Consider the following 20160-nt stretch of genomic DNA (forward strand, 5'->3'; position numbering starts at 1 on the left):
ACCATGTACACGAGTATTCAGGGTCAGCTGACCGACGAACTGGACGGTATCCGCAGCGCGGGCCTGTTCAAGAACGAGCGGCGGATTTCCTCCCCGCAGTCGAATCGCATTGAGGCAGCAACGCTCGACGGCGATCCCCAGCGGGTGTTGAACTTCTGCGCCAACAACTACCTGGGACTGGCCGACCACCCAGCGATTATTGCCGCTGCCAAGCGGGCGCTCGACGAGCGCGGGTTCGGCATGGCCTCCGTCCGGTTCATCTGCGGCACCCAGGACCTGCATTTGGAGCTTGAGGCGCGGGTGTCACGGTTTCTGGGCACTGAGGACACCATCCTGTTCTCCTCCTGTTTTGATGCGAACGGCGGGGTGTTCGAATCCCTGCTGACAGCCGAGGACGCGGTGATTTCGGATGCACTGAACCACGCGTCGATCATCGACGGTATTCGCCTGTCCAAGGCTCAACGGTACCGCTACGCCAACCGCGATATGGCCGATCTGGAAGCGAAGCTCAAGGAAGCCGGTGGAGCGCGCCGCACCCTGATCGTCACCGATGGGGTCTTCTCGATGGACGGCTACCTCGCCCCGCTGAAAGCCATTTGCGACCTCGCCGACCAGTACGGTGCGATGGTCATGGTGGATGACTCCCATGCGGTCGGGTTCATGGGTGCGACGGGTGCGGGAACACCCGAGCATGCGGGAGTCTCCGGCCGAGTCGACATTTACACCGGAACCTTCGGCAAGGCGCTCGGCGGCGCGTCCGGTGGCTACGTTGCAGCGCACGCCGAAATCGTCGCCCTCCTGCGCCAGCGGGCCAGACCGTACCTGTTCTCGAACTCCCTGGCGCCCTCAATCGTCGCCGCCACCCTCACCGCCCTGGACCTGGTCCAGAACAGCGCCGATCTGAGGGCGAAGCTCGAGGAGAATTCGGCGCTCTTCCGCCGCCGGATGACCGAGGAAGGCTTCGACCTGCTCGACGGCGAACACGCCATCATTCCCGTGATGTTCGGCGACGCGGCGCAGGCAGCCAAAACCGCCGACGCCATGCTGGAACGCGGCGTGTTTGTGACGGCCTTCCGCTTCCCGGTGGTGCCCCGCGGTGCTGCCCGGATCCGGGTCCAGCTGTCCGCTGCGCATAGCGCCGCCGACGTCGAAGCCTGCGTGCAAGCATTCATCGCTGCCCGCGAGGTCGTCACGGCCACCAGCTAGCCTTCCCGCTCGGTGACGCCGGGTAGGCTGCTGGCATGGCACTCAACGCTGACGTTCTCATTGTGGGTGGCGGCATTGCCGGGCTTTCCCTGGCGTCGCAACTGGCTGGACGCTGCACCGTGGTCTTGGTTGAAGCCGAACAGGACCTCGCCTATCACGCCTCGTCCAGGTCGGCCCGGCAGCTCATTCCCAGCTATGGGCCGCCCGAGGTGCAGCAGCTCACAATGCGGACCCTCGACCTGCTCCGTGCCGCCGATGATGAACATCACCTGCGGCTCCTCACCCCGCGCAGCTTCATGCTGATCGGGTCCCAGCAAGACGTCGCCCAGCGTTCCAGCGGTGCCATGACCGCCATCAACCCCGAGGAAGCCCTCGCCCTCTGCCCCCGGCTCCGCCCGGAAACCTTCACCGCCGCCGGGATCGACGACACCTCGGTTGGGCTGGACTCCGACGCCCTGATTGCTCACCACCGACGGACGGCGCTCAACGACGGCGCCATCATCCTCACGGCCGCGCGGGTCCACTCGGTCCAACAGTTACGGCACGGGTGGAGCGTCGGTGCCGGCGCGCACGCCATCCACGCCGCCGTCATCGTCAATGCCGCCGGGGCGTGGGCCGATGAATTCGCCGTGATCTCAGGTGTCGAAACCCAGGGTTTGCGACCCTATCGCCGGACCGCCGCCGTCGTGCAGCTGACTGAAGGGCTGGCGCCCGGGACGCCGATGGTCGCCGCGGCCGACGACAGCTTCTACTTTCGGCCGGAGGGGTCGGGGGCATTGATCTCGCCGTGCGAGTCGGAGCCGAGTGTGCCCGAGGACGCCCAGCCCCGTACCGCCGACCTGATGGCGCTCCGGCGGCGGTTGGACGAGGCAACCACCCTGGGGATTACGTCAATCGATCGTTCCTGGACCGGGTTGCGCACCTCAACGAAGGCAGGGTTACCGCTAGTCGGCTTCGATCCGGGGGCCGACGGGTTCTTCTGGCTGGCAGGCCAGGGCGGCTACGGCTTCCAGACGTCGGCGGGGACTGCGGAGCTGGCGAAGGCGCTGATCCTTAGGGAAGGGACCAGCGACCCGGCCCTCACCGGGGCGCTGAAACCGACGCGCTGACCGCTTAGGACAGGTCTAGAATTACCCTTATGAAGGTCGACAAGACGCCGCTGCCGGGCATCGGCATGCGCAAGGATATTGTGACGTCGTCGGGGCGGCGCATCGGAACCGTCACGCAGCGTGATGGTGAGACGGCGCTGATCATCTCACGCCAGGACGACCCTGACGCCTGTCTGGTGTCCATTCCCCTGACCGCCGACGAAGCCGCGACCCTCGGCAACCTGCTCGGCGCCCACCAACTGGTGGCCCAGCTGACCGAAGAACATCGTGATCTTCCAGGGGTGAACACGCGACAGTTCCTGATCACCGGAGGCTCACCCTTCGACGGCTACCGGCTCGGCGATACCAGGATGCGGACCCGCACCGGCGCGTCGGTCGTGGCAGCCCTGCGCGAAGGCAAGGTTGAGCCGTCGCCCGCGCCGGACTTTACCCTGCGGGCCGGTGACCTGCTGGTGGCCGTCGGAACAGCCGATGGGCTGGACGACGCCGCGGCCATCCTCAGCGGCGGCTGAGCGTCGGTTTGGATGCTGGCAGCGCACTGACACTGATCGAACTGGGGGCCGTGTTCTTCTGCCTCGGCATCCTGGGGCGCCTCGCCGGGCGGGTAGGACTTTCGCCAATCCCGCTTTACCTCCTGGGCGGCCTCTTCTTCGGGAATGGGGGCCTGATCGAGCTGGATGGGCTGGACGAATTCAGCGAGATCGCCAGCGAGATTGGTGTCATCCTGCTGCTGCTCATGCTGGGACTCGAATACACGGCCAAAGAATTGGTGACCGGTCTCCGGCAGTCCTGGCTTGCTGGCGTCATGGACATTGTCCTGAACTTCACACCCGGCGCCGTTGTTGCCCTCCTTTTGGGGTGGGGGCCGGTGGGAGCCATGGTGATGGGCGGCGTCACGTACATTTCGTCGTCGGGAATTGTAGCCAAGGTCCTGACCGATCTGGGGCGGTTGGGCAACCGGGAAACCCCTGTCGTCCTGTCGCTGCTGGTGTTCGAAGACCTGGCGATGGCCGTCTACCTGCCTATCCTGACCACCGTCCTGGCGGGAGCCAGTTTCATGGGGGGCATGCAGGCCGTCGGCATCTCGCTCGTCGTCGTCACCGTGGTGCTGATCATCGCCCTGCGGTTCGGCAACGTCGTCTCGGCGGTGGTGGACAGCAAGGACCGGGAGGTCTTCCTACTGACCGTGCTCGGCGCGGCGCTGCTGGTGGCGGGCGTCGCGGCGGCGATGCAGGTGTCAGCGGCGGTCGGTGCGTTCCTGCTCGGCATCGCCATCTCGGGCGCCACCGCCACCACCGCCACCCGGATCCTCGAACCACTAAGGGACCTCTTTGCCGCGATCTTCTTCGTGGTCTTCGGCCTGAACACCGACCCGGAGACCATACCGCCGGTGCTCGGCATCGCTGTCCTCCTCGCCCTGATCACCTCACTGACCAAGATCGCCACAGGCTGGTGGGCGGCGCGCAGTCACGGCGTGGGGCGGTTGGGCCGGGCGCGCGCCGGTGTCGCCCTGATTGCCCGCGGTGAGTTTTCGATAGTGATCGCGGGGCTCGCTGTGGCGTCCGGGACCGTGACCGGCGAACTGGCTGCACTCGCCACCGCCTATGTGCTGCTCACTGCGGTGCTTGGGCCGGTCGCCGCGCGCCTCGTGGAGCCCGCCATGGGCTTGCTACGGCGCAAACCGCGCCCCGAACCGCTTCCCGCCACCTGATCGGACGGGAGTCCGGGCCGGGTTAGTCGAGGATTTTGCCGACGGGTTCCTTCTTTTCCGCCTGAAACCGGTCCTCGGTGCGCCCCTCGGCCCAATAGCCGGACAACGACACCTGACCGCGTTCAAGGCCTCGCTGGGTGAAGAAGACGTCGCGGAGCCGCTTCATGGCCTCCCGCTCCCCGTGGGCGAAGACCTGCACCCGGCCGCTGCGCCACTGTGCCTGCTGGACCGCGGTGGGGAGCAGGGTCCCAGCGGGGACCCCACGGCGGTACAGCCACACGACCTCAATCCCCGGCGGGGCGGCGAGGTCGTGACGGTCCGACTCGGTCTCTACCTCAAGAAAAGCAAGCCCGACGGCGTCGGGCTTGACCGACTCGAGGGCAGCGGCCACCGCCGGCAGCGCCGACTCATCGGCCGCGAACAGGTGCCAGTCGGCGCTCTCATCGGGGGAGTACCCACCGCCCGGACCCGTCACCACCAGGGTGTCGCCCGGTCCGGCGGAGGCCGCCCACGGTCCGGCAAGCCCCTCCTCGCCGTGCACCACGAAGTCGATAGCCAAACGCCGCGCGGCATAATCCACCCAGCGGAGCGTGTACGTCCGGGTGACGGGCAGATCGGCAGGGTCAAGCGTCTCGCTGAGGGCCCTATGATCGTACGGCGGGATGAGTCCCAGTTCGGGCTTGGCGAAATGGATCTTCACATACCTGTCGGTGAAGTTGTTGCTTCCGAACGTGGCGAACCCGGCGCCGCCTGCCACTACCCGCACCATGGTCGGGGTGAGCCACTCGGTGCTCTGAACGGTCAGAATGGTTTGCGGTTTGGGCTTCCGGACGGCGGCAACACTCATGGATCTATCTCCTTTTGCTGGACCACCCAAGGCTAGCAACGTGGGGGTACACATCGTTCTCCTCCCACGGATACCGCCGGCTGAGCCCTCGTAACGGTTCGGCTCCAGAGTTGGTTTGACCGGATCTTTGACCCCTGAGGCGCAATATCATGTAGCTATCCATTCCACAACCCTTGAGGGGTGCATGATGAAAAAGATAGGGGCGCTGCTGGCAGCATTCTTGCTGGTGCTCGGTTTGGGACTGGTCGTCCCGAGCTCCGCCGCAGCGGCGCCGTATTGCGGGATCACGTGGGGATCCCTGGTCAAGGTCAACTCGTCAACGACGAGCGCTCCGGTGACAAACGTGCGGGCAGGACAACATCCCTGTTTCGACCGGATGGTCGTCGACATTCGCGGCAAGGGAGCCGGGTACCGGGTGGAGTACGTCAGCGCGGTCAGGGCCGACGGGTCGGGCCAGCTGATTCCGCTCCGCGGCGGCGCTTTCCTCCGGGTGATCGTGAAGGCTCCGAGCTACGACAGGTTCGGCAATGCCACCTACCGGCCAGCGAACCCCAGGGAACTGGTCAACCTCGCCGGGTTTACTACCTTCCGTCAACTGGCTTCGGCCGGCAGCTTTGAGGGCCAGTCAACCTTTGGGCTTGGCGTCAGGGCCCGTCTGCCTTTCAGGGTATTCACCCTGGACGGCCCGGGCACTGCCTCCAGAGTGGTGATCGATGTAGCCCACCGCTGGTAGGTGCAGCAGGAAGCCAATGGTTGACCTAGGCGTGGGCACACTTTAGCGTTGGGGCGTGAGCGACGCCGACATCAACTTCTACTTCGACCCCGTCTGTCCCTTCGCCTGGATGACCAGTAAATGGGTCCGCCAGGTGATGGGACAGCGGGACTACTCGGTGGAGTGGAAATTCATTTCCCTCCGGCTAATCAATTCGTACATCGACTACGCTTCTCACTTCCCGCCGGAATACGAAGCCGGGCATACCGCGGGGCTCCGGCTGCTCAGGGTCGCCGCCCGCGCCCGCGCCGAGCACGGCCAGGAGGCGGTGGAAGCGTTTTACGCGGCGTGCGGCAAGCACATTTTCGAATCGGATCCCATTCCCGACGACGGCGACCCCGCGCTGGATCGCCGGGGCACCCGTGCTTTCGCTGAAGAGATCCTGGCCAGCGCCGGTCTGCCTGCCGAACTCGCTGCTGCGCTCGATGACGCCGGCTTCGACGAGATGATCCAATCCGAAAGCGATGAAGCCCTGGCCCTCACCGGCAAGGATGTTGGCACCCCGATCATCCACTTTAAGCCGCCAACGGGGGTAGCGTTCTTCGGCCCGGTCATCAGCCGGCTCCCCAGCGATGACGAGGCAGTGCAGTTGTGGGACCACGTCGTCGGGCTGGCTGGCTTCGCCGGGTTCGCCGAACTGAAGCGCAGCCTCAGGGAGCGGCCGCAACTCCCGGCCCTCGGTGTCCCGGCCGGGGATCCTGGCGTTCAGGAGGATTGGCACGGCGGCAGTCGCCGGACCAACAAGTAGCCGATGACCTAGGTTGAAGCGACTCCGGCGATCCGGTTCTCGCGGAATGCCTCGATAAACAGGGCATGGTCTGCCCTGACCCGGGCAGCGTAGTCCACCGAGAAGTCGATGATGTCGGCAATGAACTCGTCCCGTCGACCGGAGACTACCTTGATGATTGCTTCTTCCGTCTGAAACGGGACCAGATCCTGGTCACTGTCCTGGTCTGAGGCGCAGTGAATTTTAGCCGTTGCCCGTCCCAGGTCTTTCAGGACAGGCTCGATCTCGGAGGGCTCGGTGAGCTCGCCCCACCGCAGATCCAGTTTGTAAGGGGACAGCTCGTCCACCACAAACCCCACCCCGTCAATGGTGGTGTAACCGAGGAACGTGTCGGTGTGTACCTGCAATGACCGTTGACTGATGACCGTGCGGTGCCCGTCGTGCTTGAAATACCGGCGCACCCGTTCATCAGTGACCACCCTGCTGGGCGCCGCGATGTTGCCCTGCTTGATGGAGAGCACAATGTCGTTCTCCTGGGCCTCGTTGTACCCCTCAATCAGCACGTTGTAAGCAGGTAGGCCGGCACTGCCAATTCCGAACCCGGTGCTCCCCACGATGTCCTTGACGGAGTAGAAGACCTCGCGGGATGACTTCACCGTTTCGGGAATGGTCGTTAGGTACAGTTCGAAGGCCTCCAGGACCGCGGCATGCTCGGTATCGCCCAGTCGTCGGGTGAGCGGTCCATCGCGGAAGTGACGCCGATAGTCCTCGGTGGTGGTCATCGCATCGAGGAGATCGGTGCGCCGGGCCGAGCGCGCGGCCTGAAGCATGACCTGAATGGTTCCTGTGGTGTTGTCGAGCCGCAACGCGAAATCTTCCCCGTCCTCGCTCGCATAGGAGTCCACCTGCTCTAGATAGGACGTGAGATAGGTCCGGGCCAGGCTGCGCACCGCCTCCTCGGGCAGAGCCTTCTGCCAACACATGAGGGCCAGCGAGGTGACGAAGCGGCGCAGATCCCAGGAGAAATGGCCCAGATAGGCCTCATCGAAGTCGTTGATGTCGAACGTGAGTGAACCGGTGCTGCTCATATAGGTCCCGAAGTTCTCAGCGTGTAGATCCCCATGGATCCACACCCGCGCCGTCGACTCGTCCGCCCAGGCATCGGTCAGGGTTTCCATGTCGGCATAGAAAATGCATGCGCTGCCGCGATAGAAGGCGAAGGGGTCAGCCGCCATCTTGCGGAATTTGGTCCTGAATCCGTGCGGGTCCGCGGTCATCAGCGGCTTGAACGCGGTGACCAGCGATTCGGTGATCAGGGTTTCACGGTCGGTCGAGTCTGACATAGCGACAGTCTAGTCCGCGCCGTGCGGGGCCAGTCCTCAGACCAACGCGTCTCCCAACGCACCCTGCACAGCGCTAAGAAGCGATCCGTTGCCCACCAGGACACGGACCGCCTCGATTTCGGGTGCCAGATACCGGTCTGTGCCGGGGCCCTCGACCACCTCGCGGACCGCTGCCCGCGCCGCATGAAGTCCCACGGCGCTGCGGGAGGTGGCCAGGCCGCCGTCACGCATGTCCAGGGCCCGCGCTGCGGTGAGGATTTCGATCGCCAGCACCCGCGTCAGCCCATCCAGCGCCCGCCGGAGTTTGAGCCCGGCCGACCAGCCCATCGAGACGTGATCCTCCTGCATCGCCGAGGAAGGGATGGAATCAACGGATGCCGGATTCGCCAGCCGTTTGAGCTCTGACACAATCCCCGCCTGCGTGTACTGGGCGATCATGTGCCCCGAATCGACACCAGGGTCGTGCGCCAGGAACGGGTTGAGCCCGTGGCTGCGCGCCTTGTCCAGGAAGCGGTCCGTCCGGCGTTCGCTCATGGAGGCGACGTCGGCGACGGCGATTGCCAGGAAGTCCAGCGCGTACCCCACCGGGGCACCGTGAAAGTTCCCGTTGGACTCCACCCGGCCGTCGACGGTGACCACCGGGTTGTCGATGGCCGACCCGAGCTCGATCGCGGCCACGGATTCCACGTAGGCCAGGGTGGACCGTGCTGCCCCGTGTACCTGCGGGGCGCAGCGCAGCGAGTACGCGTCCTGGACCCGGGTGCTGCGGTGCGCACTGAGCTCGCTCGCCGAGTGTTCCTGGATCAACGGCGACCCGTCCAGGAGGAGGCGGATGTTCGCGGCGGAGGAGATCTGGCCGGGATGGGGGCGGAGGGCATGAATGTCTTCGGCAAACACGCCGTCAGTTCCCAGCAGCCCCTCAACGCTCATCGCGGCGGCAAGGTCGGCGGTCTGGAGCAGGCGGCCAAGATCGGCCGAGGCCATGATCAGCATGCCCAGCATCCCATCGGTGCCGTTGATCAGCGCCAGGCCCTCCTTTTCGCGGAGCTCCACCGGGGTGATCCCTGCAGCGGCCAGCGCCTCACCGGCGGGCATCAGAATACCGGCGCCGTCGCGCACATCGCCCTCACCCATCAATGCCAACGCCACGTGGGACAGGGGTGCAAGATCCCCCGAGCAGCCCAGTGACCCGTACTCGCCGATCATGGGAGTGATGCCCGCGTTGAGGAGCGCCGCATACGTCGTCGCCACCAGCGGGCGGACGCCGGTGCGGCCGGTCGCCATCGTCGACAGCCGCCCGAGCATCAGACCACGCACCACCTCCCGGTCCACTTCGGCGCCGGAGGACGCTGCGTGGCTGCGGATCAGGCTGCGCTGCAGCTGGGTGCGCTGCGCGATGGGAATGTGGGTGGTGGCCAGGGCACCGAAACCGGTGGAGACACCGTAATGCGGAGTGGCATCGTTCACCAGGTCCTCGATCACCCGGCGGGAGGCTTCCATCGCGACGATGGACTCCTCGAGGATTTCCACCTGTGCGCCATGCCGCGCCACTGCGACGACGTCGTCGGGCCGGAGGGCTCCGACGCCCACATTAACGGTCTGAGTGCTGCCCACCTGGGACCCGCTTTCACAAGAAGTCTTGCCAATGAATGAAAAGAGCGTTTCAATAAGTGAAATGCATTATTTCCAGCATTGCAAGACCCCCACAAGAAGGAGCAGCCAGATGGCCGACGTATCAACCCGCACCGTTGAACGTGCGCTGCTCCTGCTGGGCGCCGTCTGCGACAGGGGAGCGGTGAGTCTCGCCGATGCCGCCCGCGACGCGTCGCTCTCGGCCTCGACGGCGCTGCGGCTGCTGCGTACCCTCGAAGCTACCGGTTTCGTCAGGAAGGACGACGACGGCTACCGGCCCGGAATGCGCATCGTCCAGCTCGGCGCCCAGGCACTGAGCCACGAGTCGCTGGTCTCCCTGGCCGGCGCCGCACTCGATCGGCTGGTGGAGGAGACAGGGGAGTCCGCGTACCTCAACGTCCCCGCCGACAACGGCCACGGCATCTACATTGCCGTGCGCGAGGGCACCCACTCCGTCAGGCACACCAGTTGGGTAGGACGCCGTATCCCCCTGACCGGAACCGCCGCGGGCAACGTCCTGGCCGGTGAGTCACCTGCCTGCGGTTACGTGGTAGTCCGCAACGGCATCGAACCGGACGTCACCGCCGTCGCCGCCCCGGTGATGATCGGGGACCGGGTCGCCGCCTCGCTCAGCGTGGTGGTCCCCAGCTATCGCATCAGCGAACCCCAGGCCGAAACCCTTGGCCAGCTGGTCGCCGCCGAAGCCCTCGGCATCCTGAATCCAACGACGAGCACAACCTGCACCGCCGGGCCCGGCGACACCGGCCCGGGCCACATCACCACCATGGGAGCATCCGCATGAGCAAGCCGTTTACCCAACACGATCCGACCCGATCCATCCGTGCGGCCCGGGGTACCACCCTTACCGCCAAGAGCTGGCAGACCGAGGCGCCGCTGCGGATGCTCATGAACAACCTTGACCCCGAGGTGGCCGAACGCCCCGAGGATTTGGTGGTTTACGGCGGCACCGGCCGCGCGGCGCGCAGCTGGGAAGCTTACGACGCCATCGTCCGTTCCCTGGAGGACCTCGAGGACGACGAGACGCTGCTCGTCCAGTCCGGAAAGCCGGTGGGAATTTTCCGCACCCACACGTGGGCGCCGCGGGTGCTGCTGGCCAACTCGAACCTGGTGGGGGACTGGGCCACCTGGCCCGAATTCCGCAGGCTCGAGGCCGAAGGCCTGATGATGTACGGGCAGATGACCGCCGGATCGTGGATCTATATCGGCACCCAGGGCATTCTGCAGGGCACCTACGAAACATTCGCCGCGATCGCCCGAAAACTGGGCAAGTCGCCGACCGCCACCCTCGCCGGCACCCTCACCCTGACCGCCGGGTGCGGTGGCATGGGTGGTGCCCAGCCGCTCGCCGTCACGCTGAACGGGGGAACGGTGTTGATCGTCGACGTCGACCGGACCCGTCTCGAACGCCGCGCCGCCAAACGCTACCTCGACGTCGTCGCCACCGATCTTGAGGACGGCCTCCGCCGGGTGCTGGCCGCGAAAGAGGAGAAGCGTGCCCTGTCGGTCGGCGTCGTCGGGAACGCTGCGGAAATCTTCCCCGAACTGCTCCGCCGCCACCTGGCCGGGCAGCTCACCATCGACATTGTCACCGACCAGACCTCGGCACACGATCCGCTGAGCTACCTGCCTGAGGGCGTTGCACTGGACGAATGGGAGCGGGAGGCCAAGGGTGATCCCGACGGGTTCACCAAGAAGGCACAGACCTCGATGGCTCATCAGGTGGAGGCGATGGTCGGCTTTCAGGATGCGGGTGCCGAGGTCTTCGATTACGGCAACTCCATTCGCGACGAAGCACGACAGGGTGGGTACGCGCGTGCCTTTGAGTTCCCGGGCTTTGTCCCCGCTTACATTCGACCGCTGTTCTGTGAGGGGATGGGCCCGTTCCGGTGGGTGGCGCTCTCGGGCGATCCGGCGGATATCGCCGTGACCGATGCCGCGTTGAAGGAGCTGTTCCCCGAGAATGAGCACCTGCACCGCTGGCTGGACGCCGCCGGCGATTTGGTCGAGTTTGAGGGCCTTCCGGCGCGGATCTGCTGGCTGGGGTACGGCGACCGTGCCAAGGCGGGGCTGATGTTCAACCGGCTGGTGGCGGAGGGCAAGGTGTCGGCGCCGATCGTGATCGGGCGCGATCACCTCGACTCCGGGTCGGTGGCGTCACCCTACCGGGAGACCGAGGCAATGGCCGACGGGTCCGACGCCGTCGCCGACTGGCCGCTGCTCAACGCCCTGCTCAATACGTCCTCGGGCGCTACCTGGGTGTCCATCCACCACGGGGGTGGGGTGGGCATTGGCCGGTCGATCCACGCCGGGCAGGTTTCAGTGGCCGACGGCACCGACCTCGCCGCCGAGAAACTGGAACGGCTGCTGACCAACGATCCCGGCATGGGCGTCATACGCCACGTCGACGCCGGCTACGACCGGGCATCCGAGGTTGCCGCCGAGCGTGGGGTTCGGATCCCCATGGCAGACTGACAGCCGGGGTTGGCGGGCTTCCGCCCCCTGCCGCCGGCTCGACCTTGAGAGCGTGCATATTGGATCTTGGAGAAGGCTATGAACACCGTAAGTGACCTGCTCGAGTCGATTTCCGACGTCGGACGCGACCGTGCCCGCGGGGGATATTCGCGGCCAGTGTTCTCCCCGCCGGAGCTGGAGCTGCGCGAATGGTTCACGGCGGAAGCCTCCAGTCGGGGTCTCGAGGTCAGCGCCGACCGTAATGGGATCATGTGGGGCTGGTGGGACACCGCATCGGGGGACCGGACCGGTTCCCTCGTGACTGGCAGCCACCTCGACTCGGTGCCCGGCGGCGGCGCGTTCGACGGGCCACTCGGCGTGGCGGCGGCGCTAGCCGCAGTCGACGTCCTCAGGGAACGCGGTGTGGAACCACACCGCGGGCTAGCCGTCGCGGTGTTCCCCGAGGAGGAGGGCTCACGGTTTGGGGTGGCCTGCCTCGGCTCGCGGCTGCTGACCGGGGCGATCGACGCCGACCGGGTGCGGCACCTCAAGGATCACGACGGCAACACCTTCGCCGACGTCAGCCGCGCCAACGGACTGGACCCGGAACGTCTCGGCCGGGACGAGGACACGCTGCGGACCATCGGGGACTTCGTCGAACTGCACGTGGAACAGGGCAGGGCGCTGATCGACCTTGATGCGCCAGTCGGCGTCGGCTCGTCCATCCTCGGTCACGGACGGTGGCGGTTCAGCGTGCAGGGTCAGGGCAACCACGCAGGCACCACCCTGATGGCAGACCGCGCCGACCCGATGGTGGTCGCCGCGCAAATCATCCTGGCCATCCGGCGCATCGCCACCAGCCAGGACGATGCCCGGGCCACGGTGGGCAGGGTGCAGCCGGTCCCGGGCGGCACCAATGTGATCGCCTCCCGCGTTGACCTGTGGCTCGACGTCCGCCACCCCGACGACGCCGTCACCGCGGCTCTCGTCGAATCCATTCACGGTCAGGCGCAAAAGGCCGCAGCCTTTGAGGGGTGCTCCGTCACACTGACCGAGGAATCGTTCAGTACCACGGTCCACTTCGATCCGGCCCTCCAACGCCAGCTCCAGAACTCCCTCAGGGGATCCAACGGTGGCGCCCCGGCCTGCGCCCTGCCCACCGGAGCCGGACACGACGCCGGAATCCTGGCCGCCTACGTCCCCTCGGGCATGGTTTACATCCGCAATCCCACGGGCATCAGTCACTCACCCGAAGAATATGTTGAGCGCCCCGACGCGGATCTCGCCGCCACCGCGCTCGCCGACGTCCTCGAAAACCTCCTGTGAGCACCATCTGGTGTGAACGCGCCTGGGTTACTGGCCACGGGATCCGGCCCGGGGTGCGGATCGAATGCGACGACGACGGCACCATCACCGGCGTGACTAGCGGTGCCGCCCCCAGCCCCGACGATTCGCTTACCCTCGATGGGGTGGTCTTCCCCGCCGCCGCCAACGCGCATTCCCACGCCTTCCACCGGGTGTTGAGGGGGCGCACCCACGACGACGGTGGCGACTTCTGGGTGTGGCGCGAAAAAATGTACGAAGCGGCAGGACAGCTGACGCCCGCCGGTTACGAACACCTCGCCACGGCGGTCTTCGCCGAGATGGTGGTCACCGGCTGGAGCAGTGTCGCCGAGTTCCACTACGTTCACCATCGGCCGGGCGGGGAACCCTACGGGTCCAACGACGGTGGCCCCGACACCGACGGCGATGGCCCGCACGCCATGGAACTCGCCGTGTGCCGCGCGGCGGTAGCCGCGGGGATCCGCCTGACGTTGCTGGACACGTGTTATCTCGCTGGCGGTATTGGAGCTCCGCTTACCGTCGGCCAGGAACGTTTTGGCGACGCCGACGCCGGCGCCTGGCTGGAGCGGTTCACTGATCTGCGACGGGTCGTCGCCGAGCAGTTCGACCCCGCCTTCGTCGCTGTCGGCGCCGCCCTGCACTCGGTCCGCGCCGTCCCGGAAGATGCCCTCCGCACCCTCGCGGCTGGCCTCCCGACTGATGTCCCGGTCCATATCCACCTTTCAGAACAGCCCGCCGAAAACGCCGACTGTCTCTCGCACTACGGCACCACGCCCACGGGCCTGCTCCACCGGCACGGACTGCTCTCCGACCGGCTGAGCGTGGTCCACGCCACCCACCTCACCCCCGAGGACATCGCGGTGCTGGGCGAGGCCGGGACCACCGCCGTGCTCTGCCCGACCACCGAGGCGGACCTCGCCGACGGAATCGGCCCCGCCCATGCCCTCCATGCGGCCGGGGCCAGGATCGCCCTCGGCACCGATCAGCACGCGGTGATCGACCCGTGGCTGGAGATGCGCGCCCTCGAACACGGTGAACGGCTCGGCTCCGGGCAGCGCGGCCGGTTCAAACCCGCAGAGCTGCTCAACGCCGCGACCACCGGCGCCGCCCACTCCATGGCCACCCCGGTGGCGGCCATCACCGTGGGAAGCCCCTGCGATCTCGTCAGCCTGAACCAGCGATCCCTCCGGACCGCCGGATCCGACCCCGGCCAGCTCCCCCTGACCGCCACCGCCGCTGACGTAACCGCCGTCGTCGTCGCCGGTCGACTAGTGGCACGCAACGGACACCATCTCACCCTCGGCGACCCGGCCGTTCTGCTGGCCGCCGCACTCGAAGGGCAGCCATGAGCATTCTGATCACCAATATCGGCGAACTGATGACCCAGGACCGGGACCATGCGGTGCTGAGGAACGCGGCGATGGTCTTCGACGGCGAGCGGATCAGCTGGATCGGTGCCGCTTCCGACGCCCCCGCCGCCGACGTCCTGGTTGACGCGGACGGTAGGGCGGGACTGCCCGGCTGGGTGGACAGCCACACCCACCTCGTCTTCGCCGGAGACCGGACCGCGGAATTCGAGGCGCGCATGGCGGGTCAGGAGTACGCCGCCGGCGGGATCGCCGTCACCACCGATGCCACCCGGGCCGCCTCGGATTACGACCTGACCCGGCTGCTGCTCGGCCGGGTCGCCGAGGCGAACGCTGGCGGCACCACCTACCTGGAGACCAAGACCGGGTACGGGCTCGACGTCGTACACGAGGGGCGTAGTGCCCGCATTGCCGCGGGTGTGGTCGACGAGGTGACGTTCCTCGGTGCGCACCTCATCCCGGCCGGCGTCGACCCCGATGACTATGTGCGTCTGGTCTGCGGGCCCATGCTCGACGCCGTCCGGCCCTATGTGGGCTGGGCCGATGTGTTCTGTGAACGCGGTGCCTTCACGCCGGAGCAGTCGCGGGAAATCCTCGGCGCCTGCCAGGGCGCCGGGCTCGGGCTTCGCGTCCACGGCAACCAGCTGGGCCCGGGCGAGGGGGTGCAACTCGCCGTCGAGTTCGGGGCGGCCAGCGTTGACCACGTGAACTACCTCGAGGCGTCGGACCTGGACGCCCTCGCCGGCACCTGGTCGGGGTGGGACGGCGGTGCGGGCTCCACCGTCCGCGGGACGGTGGCGACCTGTCTGCCCGCCTGTGACCTGTCCACCCGCCAACCGCTGGCTCCGGGCCGGGCACTGCTCGACGCCGGCGTCGAAATCGCGTTGGCGTCCAACTGCAACCCCGGCACCTCCTACACCACGTCAATGGCCTACTGCGTCACCACCGCAGTGCTGCAGATGCGCCTCAGCGTTCACGAAGCGATCCGTGCCGCAACCTTCGGCGGCGCTGTGGCACTGCACAGGGAGACCGGGACCGACGACGACGGCGCCCGCGCGGTCGGGTCCCTCGCCGTCGGGCATCGGGCGGACCTGCAGCTGCTGAACGCGCCGGCTGCCACCCACCTGGCGTACCGGCCCGGGGTGCCGCTGACACACGCCGTCTGGAAGCAGGGCGTCAGGATCGTCTGAACCGGCCACACCACTGGGGAGGAGCTACTTCACTGCTCCTGCTGTCAGGCCACCGATCAGGCGCTTTTCGATCAGCGCGAACAGGATGATCACCGGAATGATCGCGACAATCGAGACGCCGAACACGTATTGCCACGAGGTTGCGTACTGGCCAATGAATTTGGTCAGAGCCACTGACAGCGGCTGGTTCTCTGCCGTCGACATGATCACCAGGGAGGCCGCGAACTCGTTCCACGACGACACGAACGTGAAGATGACCGCGGTGACAATGCCGGGCCAGACCAGCGGCAGGTTCACCCGGAACATCACCGTGAGCTTACCGGCGCCGTCGAGCTGGGCGGCTTCGTCAATCTCCTTCGGGATCGCGGCGAAGAAGCTGTGCATGATCCAGAGGGCGAAGGACAGGTTGAACGCCGCGTTGACCAGGATCATGGCCAGCCAGGTGTCGTTGATGCCTAGCAGCAGCATCTCCCTGAACAGACCGGCGGTCAGGACGGCTGGTTGCAGCATCTGGGTGACGATGACCAGGAACAGGAACACAGTCTTTCCAGGGAACCGGAACCGGGCGGTGTAGTAGGCGGCGGGCGTTGCCACGAGGAGCACCAGGAGGGTGGCAAAAACCGCGATGATGATTGTCGAGATCAGGTTGTAGGGCAGTGGCGTCTCGGGGGTGGCCCACATGGTCGCATAGTTGCTCCATTGGAGGCCTTCGGTGGGGAAGTAGGCCGGCGGTACGGAAAGGATTTCGGACCGGGTCTTGAGGGACCCGACGAGCATGATCAGGTACGGGAGCAGAAACACCAGGGCGACGACGGCACCGATGGCCATCCGCAGGCCCATCCTGCGACCTGACACCTGATCAGCACCGTAGCGCTTCTGACGGGCAGTCACCGGTGGGAGCGCCGACCGCGCAGGTTCATTCAGTGTGCTGGTGGACATGCCTAGACCTCCTTCATCGGATTGACGATTTTCACGTACGCCGCAACGATCACGATGACGATGGCGAAGTTGACCACGCTGAGGGCACTGGCGAGGTCGACCCGCCGGTCAAACTGCAGCACCTTGAAGATGTAGGTCATGAGGGTATCGGCCTGGTAGCCGGGGATCGATCCGGTGATGATCCGCAGGATGGGAAGGTTGTTGAACACGTTGATGATATTGATCAGCACGGCGACGGCGAGGGCGCCACGAAGCTGCGGCAGCACGATGCTGAAATAGGTGCGGACGGGGCCAGCACCGTCCATTTTGGCGGCTTCGAGCGCGTCCTCCGGCACTGACTGCAACCCTGCCAGCAGGGTGTAGGCGGTGAACGGGATGGACACAAACACCGCGACGATGATGGCCACCCCGAGCGCTGGAAGCACATTCTTGGTGAAGCCATAGGGTGAGTCGAGAATGCCGAGATCGACCAGGAACGTGTTCATGATCCCGTAGTTGCTGTCGAGGCCGTAGTAGAACACCGTGGTAGTCATGACCACGCTTGCAGCCCAGGGGACCACCACAGCCATCCTGACCAGGGTGCGGCCGGGAAATGGCTTGTTCAGGAACTGGGCCAATGCCAGGGAAATGAGCACTGTCAGCGACACGACGACGACAACCCAGACCGCCGTGTTCAGAAGTACCCGCGGGAGGTTGGGATCGGAGAACACCTCGGTGAAGTTCGCGAACCCTGCGGTGCCCTGGTCGATGCCGCTCTGGCTGATGTCCCGGGTGGAGTTGAAGATCATGAACCCGGCGGGGAAGATCACGATCGCAAGGATCAGGAGGAGGACCGGGCCAATCCAGGGGAGGGCTGCGGGGAGGCCGTCGGAATCCTGTCCGCGGCGCTTTCGTCCGGGGGACGTGGGCCGCCCGGCCAGCACGGGCTGTGCGCTCATCGTAAATAGCTCATTCTCTACCGCCAATGGTTAGGGGCCGGTACCGGTGCGGCCCCTGAGGGACCGCACCGGTACCGGCTGGAGGCTACTCGGCCGCTGCGTCAGCTTCGGCTTGGATCTGGTCGAGCACCTCGGTTGGGTCCATCCCTTGCCCAAGCTGGCCAAACAGGCTCTTGAACGCACCATCGGTGGCGTTCCAGGCCGGGTTGGAGGTGGGGTAGAACTGGGCGCTTGGCAGCATCTCCAGGAACGGTGCCAGGGTCTCGTCGCCCGACATTTCCTCTGCACCGCTGATGGTGGTGGGGAGGAAACCCTCGGTACTGACCCATTCGACGTAGTTCTCCGGTGCGAAGAAGTGGTCCATGAACGCTGTGACAGCCTCGGCCTTGTCGCCGTCGTTCTTGAACGACATCAGGCGGTCGGCGACACCCAGCGTGGCGGGCTCGCCCGACGCTGTCGGGATGTTCGCCAGACCATAGTTCAGGTCAGGGTTCTCGACTTCGATCTGGCCGACGGTCTGCGGTAGGCCATAGACCATGCCGATCTGGCCCTGGATGAAGACGTTGATCATGGGGGTGCGCTGGGTGGCGCCGGGGTCGGCCTGGGTCAGCCCATCGTCGATCATGCGTTTCATGAACTCGGCTGCCTCCAGGTTCTCGGGGGTGTTCACGGTGATCTCTTCCGCGTCACCGAACCCGCCGCCGTTGCCGGCCATCCAGATCAGGGCCTCGCCCTGGGCTTCTTCCGATCCGAGTGGCATACCGTAGCCGGGGGTGCCGGTTGCGGTGATCGCTTCGGCGGCGTCATACAGTTCGTCCCAGGTGGTGGGCGCGCCGTCAACACCCGCTTCCTCGAACAGGTCCTCGTTGTAGAACAGGGCGCGCGCCGAGGCGAGCAGCGGCAGGGCGTACTGGGTGCCGTCAACCTGTTCGTTGGCAGCGAAGGATTCCTGGAAGTCGCTGAGGGTCTCGGGTGAGGCGATTTCTTCCGCCGAGTACAGCAGGCCCTCGGTGGCGAAGGCGGAGAAGGCGCCGCCGTTGTAGATGTCGGGTGCTTCGCCGGCCTGGATCTGGGTGTTCAGCACTGACTCGAGGTTTTCCCATGATTCGACCTGAAGGTTGACGGTGATGCCCTCGTTGGCTGCCTCGAACTCCTCGATGACGCCTTCCCACAAGGCCTTGCTGCCGTCCGAGTAGCTGGGGACCAGGAGGTCAAGGGTGGTGCCGCCCTCTGCGTCTCCGCTGGATTCTCCGCCGCCGAAGCCGCAGGAGGTGAGCAAGAGACCGGCCGCCGCAACACTTGCGACAACTCCGGTCCGGATTGATTTCTTCATGGTTTCCTCGTTTTCCCAAAGGTGGTGTAGCTGCTCCAGCTGACACAGGAATACTTGCAACAAGTTGACGGTATTGCGCTTGGAATGATCATTACTGTTCATCCGTAGTGGAATGATACTGACGTGATCCATGTCTCACGTCAAGCTGACGCGCTGATTGATACCTGAGCGTTACCGCGTCCGGTCTGCCGAAATCGCGTCGAGGATGGTTAGATTGGTGCTGATTGCTTTACCCCCGTAAACGTCATCTCTAATCAGTCGCGGACCAAACCGCGGTTACCGTGAAGGAGCGCCCGATGTCCCAGCCCACCTCCCAGGCACCTGGATCCGCAGCGTCCGCCGGGGCCCACATGGATAGCGAACTGTTGTCACAGCCTGCTGTCTGGCGTCAGGCGATCGACCAGGCTACCGCCGAGAACATCCTCCCGACCGATGGTGCGCGGGTCGCCGTCATCGGCTGCGGCACCTCCTGGTTCATGGCGCAAAGCTACGCCGCCGCCCGCGAAAGTGCTGGCAAAGGGCTCACCGATGCGTTTGCCGCCTCTGAGGCATCGGCCGTCGCCGGTCGCGGATACGACGCAGTGGTTGCCATTTCCCGTTCGGGCACCACTACGGAGGTGCTGGACCTCATGACGTCGCTCAAGGGCAGCACCCGGGTGATAGCCGTGATCGGCGACGTCGAATCACCCGCGATCGGACTGGCCGACGACGTCGTCGCCCTGCCATACGCCGATGAGCAGTCAGTGGTGCAGACCCGATTCGCTACCGCTGCCCTCGCCTACCTCCTGACCTCCGTGGGCATCGACCTGGAGCAGGCGGTGACTGACGCCGAGGCTGCGCTGGCGGAAGAGATCACCCCGGCGCTGCTCGACGCCGAGCAGTTCACTTTCCTCGGCACGGGCTGGACCGTGGGACTGGCCTACGAAGCCGGCCTGAAAATGCGCGAGGGAGTGCAGGGCTGGACCGAATCATATCCCGCCATGGAATACCGGCACGGACCCATCTCGATCGCTGCTCCGGGCCGGGTGGTGTGGCTCTTCGGCGACGACGTCCCGGGACTGGCCGACGACGTCGAACCCACCGGTGCCGACTATGTCCACACCGGGCGCCACCCTCTGGCCGACCTCGCCCAGATCCACAAGATCACCCTGGCGAGGGCCCGGGCGCGCGGGCTGAACCCCGATCTGCCGCGCAACCTGACCCGCTCCGTCATTCTCGGTTCGTAACCGG

The 20160-nt window shown here is 65.9% G+C and carries 18 protein-coding genes; 12 read left to right on the top strand and 6 right to left on the bottom strand.

Annotated features, from left to right (window positions below):
* The first annotated feature begins 3 nt into the window (after nucleotides 1–3).
* The 4 genes from ACX80A_RS09470 to ACX80A_RS09485 are packed head-to-tail and all read left to right on the top strand — an operon-like array spanning nucleotide 4 to nucleotide 4026.
* Nucleotides 4–1206, top strand: coding sequence for a glycine C-acetyltransferase (locus ACX80A_RS09470; protein ID WP_459259453.1), 1203 nt, complete (start codon nucleotides 4–6; stop codon nucleotides 1204–1206).
* A gap of 35 nt (nucleotides 1207–1241) precedes the next feature.
* On the top strand, nucleotides 1242–2315 hold the full coding sequence (locus ACX80A_RS09475) for an NAD(P)/FAD-dependent oxidoreductase (RefSeq protein ID WP_459259454.1): 1074 nt from the start codon (nucleotides 1242–1244) through the stop codon (nucleotides 2313–2315).
* A 29-nt stretch (nucleotides 2316–2344) separates the two neighbouring features.
* Nucleotides 2345–2827: a cation:proton antiporter regulatory subunit gene (locus ACX80A_RS09480; protein ID WP_459259455.1), complete on the top strand. Its 483-nt coding sequence runs from the start codon at nucleotides 2345–2347 to the stop codon at nucleotides 2825–2827.
* An 8-nt stretch (nucleotides 2828–2835) separates the two neighbouring features.
* Nucleotides 2836–4026, top strand: a complete 1191-nt coding sequence (locus tag ACX80A_RS09485) for a cation:proton antiporter (protein WP_459259456.1) — start codon at nucleotides 2836–2838, stop codon at nucleotides 4024–4026.
* A 22-nt stretch (nucleotides 4027–4048) separates the two neighbouring features.
* Here ACX80A_RS09485 and ACX80A_RS09490 read toward each other — a convergent pair whose 3' ends face one another.
* Nucleotides 4049–4873, bottom strand: coding sequence for a siderophore-interacting protein (locus tag ACX80A_RS09490; RefSeq protein WP_459259457.1), 825 nt, complete (start codon nucleotides 4871–4873; stop codon nucleotides 4049–4051).
* A gap of 187 nt (nucleotides 4874–5060) precedes the next feature.
* Between ACX80A_RS09490 and ACX80A_RS09495 the strand changes: the two genes are divergently transcribed.
* Together ACX80A_RS09495 and ACX80A_RS09500 are read left to right on the top strand one after the other, a co-directional pair.
* The gene (locus ACX80A_RS09495) at nucleotides 5061–5606 is read left to right on the top strand and encodes an AMIN-like domain-containing (lipo)protein (RefSeq protein ID WP_459259524.1); all 546 of its coding nucleotides are present in this window, start codon (nucleotides 5061–5063) and stop codon (nucleotides 5604–5606) included.
* A 55-nt stretch (nucleotides 5607–5661) separates the two neighbouring features.
* Complete coding sequence (locus ACX80A_RS09500; protein WP_459259458.1) at nucleotides 5662–6393, top strand: DsbA family protein; 732 nt, start codon at nucleotides 5662–5664, stop codon at nucleotides 6391–6393.
* An 8-nt stretch (nucleotides 6394–6401) separates the two neighbouring features.
* Here the strand turns inward: ACX80A_RS09500 and ACX80A_RS09505 are convergent, their stop codons facing one another.
* Together ACX80A_RS09505 and hutH are read right to left on the bottom strand one after the other, a co-directional pair.
* On the bottom strand, nucleotides 6402–7715 hold the full coding sequence (locus ACX80A_RS09505; protein ID WP_459259459.1) for a DUF2252 domain-containing protein: 1314 nt from the start codon (nucleotides 7713–7715) through the stop codon (nucleotides 6402–6404).
* Between the two features lie 36 nt (nucleotides 7716–7751).
* Nucleotides 7752–9329 (bottom strand): histidine ammonia-lyase, encoded by a 1578-nt coding sequence (gene hutH / locus ACX80A_RS09510; RefSeq protein ID WP_459259460.1) that lies wholly within the window; start codon nucleotides 9327–9329, stop codon nucleotides 7752–7754.
* A gap of 109 nt (nucleotides 9330–9438) precedes the next feature.
* Between hutH and ACX80A_RS09515 the strand changes: the two genes are divergently transcribed.
* The 5 genes from ACX80A_RS09515 (at nucleotide 9439) to ACX80A_RS09535 (ending at nucleotide 15720) form a co-directional block, all read left to right on the top strand.
* Complete coding sequence (locus tag ACX80A_RS09515; protein ID WP_459259461.1) at nucleotides 9439–10149, top strand: IclR family transcriptional regulator; 711 nt, start codon at nucleotides 9439–9441, stop codon at nucleotides 10147–10149.
* Entirely contained in the window at nucleotides 10146–11840 is a 1695-nt protein-coding gene (gene hutU / locus ACX80A_RS09520) for a urocanate hydratase (protein ID WP_459259462.1), read from the top strand. The genes ACX80A_RS09515 and hutU overlap by 4 nt, the downstream gene beginning before the upstream one ends.
* 78 nt (nucleotides 11841–11918) lie before the next feature.
* Nucleotides 11919–13145, top strand: a complete 1227-nt coding sequence (locus tag ACX80A_RS09525) for an allantoate amidohydrolase (RefSeq protein WP_459259463.1) — start codon at nucleotides 11919–11921, stop codon at nucleotides 13143–13145.
* Nucleotides 13142–14512, top strand: coding sequence for a formimidoylglutamate deiminase (locus ACX80A_RS09530; RefSeq protein ID WP_459259464.1), 1371 nt, complete (start codon nucleotides 13142–13144; stop codon nucleotides 14510–14512). Before ACX80A_RS09525 ends, ACX80A_RS09530 begins: the two co-directional genes overlap by 4 nt.
* On the top strand, nucleotides 14509–15720 hold the full coding sequence (locus ACX80A_RS09535) for an amidohydrolase family protein (protein ID WP_459259465.1): 1212 nt from the start codon (nucleotides 14509–14511) through the stop codon (nucleotides 15718–15720). The genes ACX80A_RS09530 and ACX80A_RS09535 overlap by 4 nt, the downstream gene beginning before the upstream one ends.
* Before the next feature lie 24 nt (nucleotides 15721–15744).
* Here the strand turns inward: ACX80A_RS09535 and ACX80A_RS09540 are convergent, their stop codons facing one another.
* From ACX80A_RS09540 to ACX80A_RS09550, 3 genes are all read right to left on the bottom strand, one after another.
* Complete coding sequence (locus ACX80A_RS09540; RefSeq protein ID WP_459259466.1) at nucleotides 15745–16659, bottom strand: carbohydrate ABC transporter permease; 915 nt, start codon at nucleotides 16657–16659, stop codon at nucleotides 15745–15747.
* A 2-nt stretch (nucleotides 16660–16661) separates the two neighbouring features.
* On the bottom strand, nucleotides 16662–17597 hold the full coding sequence (locus ACX80A_RS09545) for a carbohydrate ABC transporter permease (protein WP_459259467.1): 936 nt from the start codon (nucleotides 17595–17597) through the stop codon (nucleotides 16662–16664).
* 85 nt (nucleotides 17598–17682) lie between these two features.
* Nucleotides 17683–18930 (bottom strand): extracellular solute-binding protein, encoded by a 1248-nt coding sequence (locus ACX80A_RS09550; protein WP_459259468.1) that lies wholly within the window; start codon nucleotides 18928–18930, stop codon nucleotides 17683–17685.
* Nucleotides 18931–19226: 296 nt separating this feature from the next.
* Here ACX80A_RS09550 and ACX80A_RS09555 point away from each other — a divergent pair, with 296 nt between their 5' ends.
* Nucleotides 19227–20156, top strand: coding sequence for an SIS domain-containing protein (locus ACX80A_RS09555; RefSeq protein ID WP_459259469.1), 930 nt, complete (start codon nucleotides 19227–19229; stop codon nucleotides 20154–20156).
* Nucleotides 20157–20160 lie beyond the last annotated feature (4 nt).

The organism is Arthrobacter sp. TMN-50 (assembly GCF_054511125.1).

Excerpts from the sequence above, each read along its gene's own strand:
- ACX80A_RS09470 (WP_459259453.1), top strand. The coding sequence starts at position 4 with ATGTACACGAGTATTCAGGGTCAGCTGACCGACGAACTGGACGGTATC.
- ACX80A_RS09475 (WP_459259454.1), top strand. The coding sequence starts at position 1,242 with ATGGCACTCAACGCTGACGTTCTCATTGTGGGTGGCGGCATTGCCGGG.
- ACX80A_RS09480 (WP_459259455.1), top strand. The coding sequence starts at position 2,345 with ATGAAGGTCGACAAGACGCCGCTGCCGGGCATCGGCATGCGCAAGGAT.
- ACX80A_RS09490 (WP_459259457.1), bottom strand. The coding sequence starts at position 4,873 with ATGAGTGTTGCCGCCGTCCGGAAGCCCAAACCGCAAACCATTCTGACC.
- ACX80A_RS09495 (WP_459259524.1), top strand. The coding sequence starts at position 5,061 with ATGAAAAAGATAGGGGCGCTGCTGGCAGCATTCTTGCTGGTGCTCGGT.
- ACX80A_RS09505 (WP_459259459.1), bottom strand. The coding sequence starts at position 7,715 with ATGTCAGACTCGACCGACCGTGAAACCCTGATCACCGAATCGCTGGTC.
- ACX80A_RS09515 (WP_459259461.1), top strand. The coding sequence starts at position 9,439 with ATGGCCGACGTATCAACCCGCACCGTTGAACGTGCGCTGCTCCTGCTG.
- hutU (WP_459259462.1), top strand. The coding sequence starts at position 10,146 with ATGAGCAAGCCGTTTACCCAACACGATCCGACCCGATCCATCCGTGCG.
- ACX80A_RS09525 (WP_459259463.1), top strand. The coding sequence starts at position 11,919 with ATGAACACCGTAAGTGACCTGCTCGAGTCGATTTCCGACGTCGGACGC.
- ACX80A_RS09535 (WP_459259465.1), top strand. The coding sequence starts at position 14,509 with ATGAGCATTCTGATCACCAATATCGGCGAACTGATGACCCAGGACCGG.
- ACX80A_RS09540 (WP_459259466.1), bottom strand. The coding sequence starts at position 16,659 with ATGTCCACCAGCACACTGAATGAACCTGCGCGGTCGGCGCTCCCACCG.
- ACX80A_RS09545 (WP_459259467.1), bottom strand. The coding sequence starts at position 17,597 with ATGAGCGCACAGCCCGTGCTGGCCGGGCGGCCCACGTCCCCCGGACGA.
- ACX80A_RS09550 (WP_459259468.1), bottom strand. The coding sequence starts at position 18,930 with ATGAAGAAATCAATCCGGACCGGAGTTGTCGCAAGTGTTGCGGCGGCC.
- ACX80A_RS09555 (WP_459259469.1), top strand. The coding sequence starts at position 19,227 with ATGTCCCAGCCCACCTCCCAGGCACCTGGATCCGCAGCGTCCGCCGGG.